This window comes from Actinomyces sp. HMSC08A09 (assembly GCF_001807465.1).
GTDB classification, from domain to species: Bacteria; Actinomycetota; Actinomycetes; order Actinomycetales; family Actinomycetaceae; genus Actinomyces; species Actinomyces oris.
This window is the reverse complement of record NZ_KV789120.1, coordinates 1-11,114: the sequence shown is the minus strand read 5'-3', so window position 1 is coordinate 11,114 and position 11,114 is coordinate 1. Positions and strand designations below refer to the sequence as shown.

The 11,114-nt window shown below is 66.2% G+C and carries 9 protein-coding genes; 3 read left to right on the top strand and 6 right to left on the bottom strand.

Features of this window, described 5'->3' with window-relative positions; translation table 11 throughout:
* Positions 1-123: 123 nt before the first annotated feature.
* The 4 genes from tuf to rpsL form a co-directional block, all read right to left on the bottom strand.
* Positions 124-1,314 (bottom strand): elongation factor Tu, encoded by a 1,191-nt coding sequence (gene tuf / locus HMPREF3165_RS06195; RefSeq protein WP_003789287.1) that lies wholly within the window; start codon positions 1,312-1,314, stop codon positions 124-126.
* 200 nt (positions 1,315-1,514) lie between these two features.
* Positions 1,515-3,656, bottom strand: a complete 2,142-nt coding sequence (fusA, locus tag HMPREF3165_RS06190) for an elongation factor G (protein WP_009405721.1) — start codon at positions 3,654-3,656, stop codon at positions 1,515-1,517.
* A gap of 45 nt (positions 3,657-3,701) precedes the next feature.
* A complete protein-coding gene (rpsG, locus tag HMPREF3165_RS06185) occupies positions 3,702-4,172 on the bottom strand; it encodes a 30S ribosomal protein S7 (RefSeq protein WP_003786052.1) in 471 nt (156 codons plus the stop codon).
* Positions 4,172-4,546, bottom strand: coding sequence for a 30S ribosomal protein S12 (gene rpsL / locus HMPREF3165_RS06180; RefSeq protein ID WP_003786082.1), 375 nt, complete (start codon positions 4,544-4,546; stop codon positions 4,172-4,174). Before rpsL ends, rpsG begins: the two co-directional genes overlap by 1 nt.
* Positions 4,547-5,040: 494 nt before the next feature.
* Here rpsL and HMPREF3165_RS06175 point away from each other — a divergent pair, with 494 nt between their 5' ends.
* Positions 5,041-5,790 (top strand): A24 family peptidase, encoded by a 750-nt coding sequence (locus tag HMPREF3165_RS06175; RefSeq protein WP_256275117.1) that lies wholly within the window; start codon positions 5,041-5,043, stop codon positions 5,788-5,790.
* A 23-nt stretch (positions 5,791-5,813) separates the two neighbouring features.
* On the opposite strand, the gene HMPREF3165_RS06170 is transcribed toward HMPREF3165_RS06175, so the two are convergent.
* Positions 5,814-6,392 carry an OmpA family protein gene (locus tag HMPREF3165_RS06170; RefSeq protein ID WP_070511594.1) on the bottom strand — a complete coding sequence of 193 codons (579 nt, stop codon included), beginning with the start codon at positions 6,390-6,392 and terminating at the stop codon, positions 5,814-5,816.
* Positions 6,393-6,493: 101 nt separating this feature from the next.
* Positions 6,494-7,096 carry a hypothetical protein gene (locus HMPREF3165_RS13770; RefSeq protein ID WP_256275115.1) on the bottom strand — a complete coding sequence of 201 codons (603 nt, stop codon included), beginning with the start codon at positions 7,094-7,096 and terminating at the stop codon, positions 6,494-6,496.
* Positions 7,097-7,463: 367 nt separating this feature from the next.
* Here HMPREF3165_RS13770 and HMPREF3165_RS06160 point away from each other — a divergent pair, with 367 nt between their 5' ends.
* Together HMPREF3165_RS06160 and HMPREF3165_RS06155 are read left to right on the top strand one after the other, a co-directional pair.
* The gene (locus tag HMPREF3165_RS06160) at positions 7,464-9,116 is read left to right on the top strand and encodes an OmpA family protein (protein WP_256275113.1); all 1,653 of its coding nucleotides are present in this window, start codon (positions 7,464-7,466) and stop codon (positions 9,114-9,116) included.
* 215 nt (positions 9,117-9,331) lie between these two features.
* Entirely contained in the window at positions 9,332-10,849 is a 1,518-nt protein-coding gene (locus HMPREF3165_RS06155) for an OmpA family protein (RefSeq protein WP_083303227.1), read from the top strand.
* Positions 10,850-11,114 lie beyond the last annotated feature (265 nt).

Here is an 11,114-nt window from a genome sequence, read left to right as displayed (position 1 = left end):
ATTCATATTCGCGGTAGGCCGCGCCATTGCCCATGGTGGAACACAAAAAAGACCTCCCCGGTCAGAGCGGCTGCTCTGACCGGGGAGGTCTGGTGCTACGCGGAGGCGCGGAGCGTCAGTGGGTCACTTGATGACCTTGGTGACGCGGCCGGAGCCGACGGTGCGGCCACCCTCACGGATGGCGAAGCCGAGGCCCTCCTCCATGGCGATGGGCTGGATGAGCTGAACGGTCATCTCGGTGGTGTCGCCGGGCATGACCATCTCGGTGCCCTCGGGGAGGGTGATGACACCGGTGACGTCCGTGGTACGGAAGTAGAACTGCGGACGGTAGTTCGAGTAGAAGGGGTTGTGGCGGCCGCCCTCGTCCTTGGTGAGGATGTAGACGTGGCCCTCGAACTCGGTGTGCGGGGTGATGGAGCCGGGCTTGCAGACGACCTGACCGCGCTCGACGTCCTCGCGACGGGTGCCGCGCAGGAGCAGACCGCAGTTCTCGCCGGCCCAGGCCTCGTCCATCTGCTTGTGGAACATCTCGATACCGGTGACCGTGGTCTTCTGGGCCTCGCGGATACCAAGGATCTCGACCTCGGAGTTGATCGGGAGCTTGCCGCGCTCCACACGACCGGTGACGACGGTGCCGCGACCGGTGATGGTGAAGACATCCTCGATGGGCATGAGGAAGGGCTTGTCCATGTCACGCTCGGGGGTGGGGATGAAGTCATCCACCGCGTCCATGAGCTCCTTGATCTTGCCGGCCCACTCGGCGTCGCCCTCGAGGGCCTTGAGAGCGGAGACGCGGATGACGGGAGCCTCGTCGCCGTCGTAGTCCTGGGAGGACAGCAGCTCGCGCACCTCCATCTCAACCAGGTCGAGGAGCTCCTCGTCGTCCACCATGTCGGACTTGTTGAGGGCCACGAGGAGGGCGGGGACGCCCACCTGGCGGGCGAGCAGGACGTGCTCGCGGGTCTGGGCCATCGGGCCGTCGGTGGCGGCGACCACGAGGATCGCGCCATCCATCTGGGCGGCACCGGTAATCATGTTCTTGATGTAGTCGGCGTGCCCGGGGGCGTCGACGTGCGCGTAGTGGCGCTTGTCGGTCTCGTACTCGACGTGCGCGATGTTGATGGTGATACCGCGCTGACGCTCCTCAGGAGCCTTGTCGATCTCGTCGAAGGGGGTGAAGGGGTTCAGCTCGGGGTACTCGTCGTGCAGAACCTTGGAGATCGCAGCGGTCAGCGTCGTCTTACCGTGGTCGACGTGACCGATCGTTCCGATGTTGACGTGCGGCTTGGTCCGCTCGAACTTGGCCTTGGCCACTGGTGTCCTCCTGGGACTCGGGTAGTTCTCTTCGTCGGGATTCGACTAGCACACATGCTAGCCGCCCGGGCGTCGAGAGTCTCTACTGGTGGATGTTGGAAATCTTACTGAACTGGGTCCCGGTCGGCACCCGAGGGGCGCCGTCGGGCCGGGGTCCGCCGCGGTTGCGTGCAGCCGGTGCGGACCCCGGAGGCAGGGCGTCAGGCGCCCTTGACCTTGGCGATGATCTCGTCGGCGACGTTCTTGGGAACCTCGGCGTACGAGTCGAAGGTCATGGAGTACACGGCACGTCCCTGCGTCTTGGAGCGCAGGTCACCGACGTAGCCGAACATCTCCGACAGGGGCACGTTGGCGCGGATGACCTTGACGCCGACGGCGTCCTCCATCGAGGCGATCATGCCGCGACGGGAGTTGAGGTCACCGATGACGTCGCCCATGTACTCCTCGGGAGTACGGACCTCGACGGCCATGACGGGCTCGAGGAGGACCGGCGAGGCCTTCTTGGCACCCTCCTTGAACGCCATGGAGCCGGCGATCTTGAAGGCCATCTCGGAGGAGTCGACCTCGTGGTAGGCGCCGTCGATGAGGGTGGCCTTGATGTCCACCATCGGGTAGCCGGCCAGGACACCGGTGAGCATGGCGTCCTGGACCCCGGCATCCACGCTGGGGATGTACTCGCGGGGCACGCGGCCACCGGTGACGGCGTTGGCGAACTCGTAGTGCGCCTTCTCGCCGTCGGCGGTCTCGGCAGCCTCGTCGGCCACGAGGGGCTCGAAGCTCATCTGCACCTTGGCGAACTGGCCGGAGCCACCCGTCTGCTTCTTGTGGGTGTACTCGACCTTGTCCACCTTCTTGCGGATGGTCTCGCGGTAGGCGACCTGCGGAGCACCCACGTTGGCCTCGACCTTGAACTCGCGGCGCATACGGTCCACGAACACGTCCAGGTGGAGCTCGCCCATACCGCCGATGACGGTCTGGCCGGTCTCCTCGTCGAGGGAGACGGTGAAGGTGGGGTCCTCCTCGGAGAGCTTCTGGATGGCCACACCCAGCTTCTCCTGGTCGCCCTTGGTCTTGGGCTCGATGGCCACGTGGATGACCGGGGCCGGGAAGGTCATGGACTCCAGGACGATCGGGGAGCCCTGGGCGCACAGGGTGTCACCGGTGGTGACGTCCTTGAGGCCGATGAAGGCGTAGATGTGGCCGGCGTGGGCCTCCTCCACCGGGTTCTCCTTGTTGGAGTGCATCTGGAAGAGCTTGCCGATGCGCTCCTTCTTGCCCTTGGTGGCGTTGAGGACCATCTCACCCTGGGAGACCTTGCCGGAGTAGACGCGCACGTAGACGAGCTTGCCGTAGAAGGGGTGGGTGGCCACCTTGAAGGCCAGGGCGGAGAAGGGAGCCTTCTCGTCGGCCGGACGGGTGAGCACCTCCTCCTCGTTACCGACGGCGTGGCCCTCGACGTCGGGAACGTCGAGCGGGGAGGGCAGGTAGTCCAGGACGGCGTCGAGCACGGGCTGGATGCCCTTGTTCTTGAAGGCGGACCCGGCCAGGACCGGGAAGGCCTCACCGGCCACGGTGAGCTTGCGGATGCCGGACTTGAGCTCGGCGATGCTGAGCTCTTCGCCCTCGAGGTACTTCTCCATGAGGGCGTCGTCGGCCTCGGCGACCGTCTCGACCAGCTGGGCGCGCAGCTCCTCGGCCTTGGCGACCAGCTCGGAGGGGATCTCCTCGTACTCGACGACGGAGCCGCGGGTCTCCTTGCCGTCGGCGTCCTTCTCGGGGAAGCGGATGGCCCGCATCTCCAGGACGTCGACGAGGCCGGAGAAGTCGTTCTCGGCGCCGATCGGGAAGTTGAGGACGATCGGGGTGGCGTGGAGGCGGTCACGGATGGTCTGGACGGAGAAGTCGAAGTCCGCGCCCAGCTTGTCCATCTTGTTGATGTAGCAGATGCGCGGGACGTTGTACTTGTCCGCCTGGCGCCACACCGTCTCCGACTGCGGCTCCACACCCTCCTTGCCGTCGAAGACCGCCACGGCGCCGTCGAGCACGCGCAGGGAGCGCTCGACCTCGACCGTGAAGTCCACGTGTCCGGGGGTGTCGATGATGTTGATCTGGTTGTTCTTCCAGAAGCAGGTGGTGGCCGCGGAGGTAATGGTGATACCGCGCTCCTGCTCCTGCTCCATCCAGTCCATCGTCGAGGCGCCGTCGTGCGTCTCGCCGATCTTGTAGTTGATGCCCGTGTAGAACAGGATGCGCTCTGTCACGGTGGTCTTACCGGCATCGATGTGGGCCATGATGCCGATGTTGCGGACCTTGGTGAGGTCTGTCAGCACGTCAAGTGCCACTGGTGGTGTCCTTCGTTCGTGTGGGGTACGGAGCTGATTCCGGCACTACCAGCGGTAGTGGGCGAAGGCCTTGTTGGACTCGGCCATGCGGTGCATGTCCTCACGGCGCTTGACCGCGGCGCCCAGGCCGTTGGAGGCGTCGAGAATCTCGTTCATGAGACGCTCGGTCATGGTGTTCTCGCGGCGCTGGCGGGAGAAGTCCACGAGCCAGCGCAGCGCCAGGGTGGTGGCGCGGCCGGGGCGGACCTCGACGGGCACCTGGTAGGTGGCGCCACCGACGCGACGGGAGCGGACCTCCAGGGCGGGGCGGATGTTGTCCAGAGCGCGCTTGAGGACCGAGACCGGGTCCTGGTCCGTCTTGGAACGCACGCCCTCCAGGGCGCCGTAGACGATCCGCTCGGCGGTGGACTTCTTGCCGTCCAGCAGAACGCGGTTGACGAGCTGGGTGACGACCGGCGAGCCGTAGACGGGGTCGACGACGAGCGGACGCTTGGGTGCGGGACCCTTACGAGGCATTACTTCTTCTCCTTCTTGGCGCCGTACTTGGAACGTGCCTGCTGGCGGCCCTTGACACCCTGGGTGTCGAGGGCACCGCGCACGATGTGGTAGCGGACACCGGGAAGGTCCTTCACACGACCACCGCGCACGAGCACGATGGAGTGCTCCTGGAGGTTGTGGCCCTCACCGGGGATGTAGGCCGTGACCTCGATACCGGTGGACAGGCGCACACGGGCGACCTTACGAAGGGCTGAGTTCGGCTTCTTAGGGGTCGTGGTGTACACGCGGGTGCACACGCCACGGCGCTGCGGACTGGCCTTGAGCGCCGGCGTCTTGGACGCGGAGCGCTTCGTCGAGCGGCCCTTGCGGACCAGCTGCTGAATGGTAGGCACTACTGATTCTCCATGGGGACGTGAGTCTGTATCTGGCTGCTGCCTGCGTGCCGGGCCGCTCCCCCATTGGTGGCTCGACGGCGCACGCCACCGCGGAGAGGGCCGGCCCGCCGGGATCGGGGCGAGCCCGAAGACGACGTCCGGAGCCCCGCAGTCAGGGGCCCGTCGGTTCCCGCCGCGGCAGACCCGCGTCACGATGTCGCACTTGAGCCGAGCAGACCTGAGGCCTGGACGAAGCCGACGTCGCTGGGAACGGAATGGAGATGCGGTGACCCGTCTGCGGGCACCGTCGGCCAGGCTACCCGTTCGCCGCGTCAGGGCGCCAGGGCGGAGGGCGAGGTGAGGGCGTGGTGCTGGACACGCCGAAGGACCGTGTGGACAGGCGCGGGCACACTGATGTCGACGGCCGAGGACTCAATGGAGGACGCGAGACACGCATGAGTCTTCTCCATTTTTCCCCACCTCGAAGGTAGCGAACGTGCGAGAGTGTGGAGGTGAACGTCTCCGCATTACTGGCCACCATCGCCGTTGGCGGCGCAGCCATCGCAGTCGTCACCCGCCCAGCCTCAGCCTTCGCCCGCCGGTATGTGTCCGACCTGGACCAGGCCAGGGCACGGACCGGGGCCGCCTCATCCCGTGACGCCACCGCCAAGCCGCGAGAACTCCGTGCCCTGTGGCTGCTGACTCCCACTTCTCAGGGCATTCTGGCCGCCGCCCTGTGCGCGGCGACGCTCATGCGGGGAGCGGCTGCCGGGGCATGGGGCGAGGCGATCGTCGCTCTTCCCATCGTGGCGCTGCTCGGCACAGCATGCAGCGTCGACGCCGTGTGCCACCGCCTCCCCAATCACTTTCTCGCTCAGGCCGCTATGTGGACCGGCACGGCGACGCTGGCTCTTGGCTTGTTCAACGCGACCACGGGGACGCCCCTCCCCGAAGCAAGCTGGGCGATCCTCAGGTCCATCCTGTGCGCAGTGAGTGCCGGAGTCATCGTGGGGGCCATGGTGCTGCTGCCCGGATCGGGCATGGGCCTGGGTGATGCGAAACTGTGTGCGGTTCTTGGCCTGTGGCTCGGATACTTCGGCGGAACCTATGCCGCGATGGGCATTATCCTCGGATTCTTCATCGGTGGTTTCATCGCCGTAGCGCTCATGGCCTGTCGCCTGGCGGACCGCAAGACACTCATTGCTTTCGGCCCCTATCTGTCGCTAGGAGCCTGGTTGGCATGGATGCTCGCAGTGGCGTGACCCCACGGGACAATTTTGCGCACTTAGCCCCACCGCACATCGACGTGACGGTTGGCGGCCTTGCCCGCCTCATTGACACTGCCGTCCGCGTTGGTCTCGGAAGCCACGGGCTCGCTCTCCCCCTTGCCGGAGGACTGGACGTTCAGGGAGGGGACCTTGGAGGTCAGGTAGTCGGCGACGGCCTTGGCCCGCTGCTCGGAGAGCGTCTGGTTGTGAGCGTCGTCGGCGACGGAGTCCGTGTGCCCCACCACGGTGACCGTGGCGGGCGGCTTACCGTTCCAGCGCTTGACGATCTCGTCGAGCACCTGCTTGGCGCGGTCGGTCAGGGCCGAGGAGTCGACGTCGAAGGTGACGTCTCCGGACAGTGAGGCCACCGTGGTCTGGCCGTCCGAGGAGTAGGTGACCGCGCTGTCCGAGCTGCTCGAACGCGACACCGGCGTGACGACGCGGTCCACGGTCTGAGCCACCCGGGGGTTGCCCGGCCCGGCGCTCTCCGGTTGCTTGGTGATCGTCGTCGGGTCGGCTGTGGCGCTGTTACTCGCAGCCGCCAACGGGCGGCCCGCTTGCGGTGCTGCGGGTACAGCAGCAGCCGAGGCGGACACTGACCACGATGTTGCCCACACGACGACGACCGCGGCGGCAAGCACCCCTGACCGAGGCCGAGACGTGGCGCCCCTTGCCCATCCCCCATTCATCTGCCGTCTCATCGGGTCACCGCCACGTTGCTGAAGGTCCCTCCATTCGGGATGGTGATGGTGACGTTCTTCGCCTCGGCCGGCACACCGGTGAAGGTCGCCTGAAGCGCGATCGTCTGACCGGGTTTGATGTACTCCGTGAGGTCGCTGGAGCACAGGCAGCCGCCCTGGGAGTCGTAGGAGACGCGGTAGATGCTTGAGGAGGACGGTTCAATGAGCGTCAGCCCGTCAGCGTTGTTCGTGCTCCCTCCCGGGCTCGCCTTTCCACTGGGCTGAGGCACCGAGTCGTCTCCGTCGGAGAATGAGTCGTAGATCCACATGTCGTTCTTCTTGTCATTATTCGTCACGGAGAACATGACGGTGATCGTGGTTCCCGCCCCGGACACGGAGTTCAGGGAGACAGTCCCGGGTTTACTGTCAACGGTCGTGGGATGAGACTCAATGGCCGCGCCATGACCGCCGCCCCCGGCCTGCGCCGACTTCGATGCGGACGCGGACGCCGACGCACCCTCCCCGTTCGCCCCCGAACCTCCTGGCAGCTGGCAGGACGCCAGGGTTGCCGCCACGCCAATGGCGCTCATGGCGGCCAGGATTCGCTTCGAAGCAGTCATCATGATGGAACCTCCGTTGCTCTCGATCAGGCCATGTCGGCCTGAGGAATACCGAGACTCTATGCAGCACTCATCATTCGATAAATGGGGAGACTCCCACGGGGAAATACTGTGCAGTACCCGGTGCTCTACGGGGACCCCAGGGGATTCACATGCTCCCCACGCAGCAATGGGGAGTACCCAGGGAGCGATGGGGAGTACCCGGGGAGCGATGGGGAGTACCCGGGGAGCCCCGCTTGCTGTAATGATTACGTTATGATTACTCTCGGTCGTTGAGTAATTTCGGCGGACCCATGAAGGAGTTCTTGTGTTGCCCGCATTGTCTGGTTCTTCTTGTGTTCCTTCGGCACCGTCTCGTCGGTCCTTCGTGGTTCTCTCGGCCCTGGCGGGACTCGGGTTGCCGGTACTGGCCGGGTGTGACCTGCCGGGAGTCTCCAAGGACAAGGGTGGATCGGCCTCACCGTCGGGCTCCACAGCCTCGGCCGGGGGATCTGCTTCGGCCAGCGCTCCGGCTCAGGCGGGTAGCACCGAGTGGCAGAAGCTCGACGGTCACATCATGGGCCACAAGGTGAGTGTGGAGGTCTCCCCCGTCGTCCGCCAGGACGACAAGAGCTCCTACATCGCCGTGAAGCTCACCCGCGCATCCGACGACGCCTCCATCGACGCCGTCGACGCCAGCTCCTACAGCAGCAAGGACAACAAGCTGAGCATCTCCGACTACCTGGGAGCAGGCCCCTTCCGTGCTGGTACCGGGGCCTCGCTGGTCAAGCTCCTGGACACCGCCTCGGGGCGCGTGTGGAGCGCCGTCAACGGCAGCGGACTGTTCCTCGAGCTCGCCCCCGGCGAGGACATGACCTCCTACCTGTCCTTCGGCAAGGTCGACACCGACACCGTCACCGTCATGGTCCCCATGGCCGGCTTCACCACCGTCTCAGTCCTGGACGCCAAAGACGCCAAGAAAGCCAAGATCGACCTGTCCATCGCCCAGGCCGCACTCAAGCAGTCCTCCAACGACGTCCCCGAGCTCGCCGACCCCGTCGCCATCGAGCGCTACACCCGCGCCCTGGACGACTCCACCAGCACCCACGCCGGAGGCAAGGACATCACCGTCACCCTGGCATCAGACGTCACCTTCGCCTCCGACTCCGCCGAACTCGCCTCCGGCGCCGAGGCCCAGCTCCAGACCGTCGCCGGCCAGCTGGGCCAGCACCCCGATGGCGGGACGCTCACCATCGTGGGGCACACCGACGACGTCCAGGACGACGCCTACAACCAGACCCTGTCCGAAAAGCGCGCCAACGCTGTCAAGACCCGCCTCGAACAGCTCACCAAGCTCGACAAGTGGCAAACCAGCGTGTCCGGCAAGGGCGAGTCCGAGCCCAAGATCAAGGACACCACCGACCAGGCCCGGGCCGCCAACCGACGCGTCGAGATCACTCTGACCCCCACCGGCGGCACCACCCCCAAGAACAGCGGCACCGCCACCCCCACCAACAGCGGTGGTGGCGGTAAGCTGCCCGAGCCGAAGGGCCCCGTCGCCAAGGGATCCGAGGGCGTCACCCTCACCACCAAGGGCCTCAACACCCAGGGGGATGTCACCATCACCCTGGACCAGGTCACCCGCAAAGGCGGCTACCTGCTGGGCACCGTTACCTGCACCGTCAAGGACGGATCCACCGGCGCACCACTGCACCCCCTGCTCGACGACCCCGAAACCGCACTGACCAACCAACGCTCCGAGAGCGGCGCCATCTCAACCTTCTACGCCAGCGACGGCCTGACCCTCCTCAGCAACGGCGAGCGCATCTTCCCCGCCGACTACAACGACGCCGACGTCGACCACCACCTCCCCCTGACCGAGCTACGTCTTGTGGACAACCTCAAGACCGGAGCCACCACCATCTGCGTCGTCTGGCCCGACCCCGGCGGCGACACCATCACCCTCGACCACCCCGAAGGCAAGTACTCAACCCCCGACACCGCCTACCGCCTCACCGACATCCCCATCAAGAACAGCTGAAAGGACCCGCAGCCATGCGTCGTCGTGTGTTTCTCTCCGGAGCAATTCTGACCGGTGTCGGGTTGCCGATGCTGGCCGGGTGCAAGCTGCCCTGGCAGTCGAGGCATCAGGCCGGCCCGACTTCGGCGTCGGCCTCTGCGGGTGGGGCGTCAGGGGCGGCCGTGCCTGCGGCGTCGGCGGCGCCTCAGGGTTGGCAGGAGCTCGACGCTCACGTCATGGGTCATCACCTGGGGTTCCAGGTCTCACCACTGGTGCGCCGCGACGACAAGACCACCGTCCTGGCCCTGAGACTGACGCGGGCCAAGGACGACGCCGCAGTCAAGGACATCGCCCAGGCCGTGTACTCCTCAGGCAATGAGTACACCGACACCTTCGAGGCGACCCGACCACTGTCGCGCCCCAGCAGCAATCGGCTCTCGCCCTTCGACTGGGGTGCGACCGGGGTGCGCCCGCTGGACCTGTCCACGAACCGGGTGTGGGTGGCCACCACCGGTGTGGAGAACAAGGTCAAGGACAACTACAACAAGCTGGCACTTAAGCCGGGCGAGTCCACCAGTTGCTTCGTGCTCTTCGGGGCGGTGGATGCCAAGCAGGTCACCGTCTTCGTCCCCCAGGCCGGCTTCGTCACTGTCGACGTCGTGGGCAAGGACGCCCCTACCGCCTCCGGCGTTGACCTTGCAGCCATGGACAAGGCCTTTGACAGTGTCGCCACCATCGGCTACTCCCGAGACAAGGCCAAACCCCACGAGGCGCTGGAAGCCCCGGTGCCCATTGAGCGCTTCGCACGAGCCCTGGATAACTCCACCAGCACCCACACCGGAAGCAAGGACATCACCGTCACCCTCGCCAGCGACGTCACCTTCGCCTCAGACTCAGCCGACCTCACCTCCGCCGCCGACGCCCAGCTCAAGACCGTCGCCGGCCAGCTCGAGCAGCACCCCAACGGTGGGACCCTGTCCATTGTGGGGCACACTGACGACGTCCAGGACGACGCCTACAACCAGACCCTCTCCGAGAAACGAGCCAACGCGGTCAAGACCAGGCTCGCACAGCTCACCACGCTCGACAAGTGGCAGACATCCGTCTCGGGCAAGGGCGAGTCCGAGCCCAAGGTCAAGGACACCAGTGACGAGGCACGGGCCGTCAACCGACGCGTCGAGATCACCCTGACCCCCACCGGCGGCACCACGTCCACGAACACTGCCCCGTCCGCCGGAACCGGTTCCTTGCCCGAGACCAAGGGCCCGGTCGCCAAGGGATCTGAAGGCGTCACTGTCAAAAGTGAGAGTGGCGACGACCAGCTCACCATCACCATCGACCACGTCACCCGCACCGGTGGCTACCTCCTCGGCCAGCTCCACACCACCATCAGCGCGAAGAAGGGCTCCACCCCCAGAGGCCTCGAGATCTGGCTCGGCGACAAAGAGGTTCTCTTCTCCAACTCCCGCAGCGAGGACGGCAGCAACGAGGCCACCGAGTTCTCTTCCGACGGGTTGACCCTCCTGGCCGGCGGCGAGCGCATCTACCCCGCCGACTACCTCGACGCCGGCTTCAAGACCCATGTCCCCCTCACCGAGCTCGAGCTCGTTCCCACTATCAAGGCCGGTACCACCACCGTCTGCGTCATCTGGCCCGACCCCGGCGGCGACACCGTCACCCTCGACCACGCAGCATGGAAAGAAGTCGCCGACTTCGCCTTCCGCCTCACCGACATCCCCGTCAAGAACAGCTGAGGTCTGTCCGGGACTCTCACAAGGCGGAGAGGTCGTCCCCGTCCTTGCGAGAGGGAGAGACAAGGACGGGGACAACCGGCTTCTCCACTCCCCTCCCCCATTCGGTGCACCACCAACGCCTTCACCGTAGCCAGCGCGGCACCCCGCGGACCATGGGCAGATGCCCCCGTGGAGGACTCGGGCGGTCCCCGGGCAGGCCCCGGGGACTGGCACGCCCCCGCAGGCGAAGAACGGCGTCGGCCGCCTCCCGGGAGGGGAGGCGGCC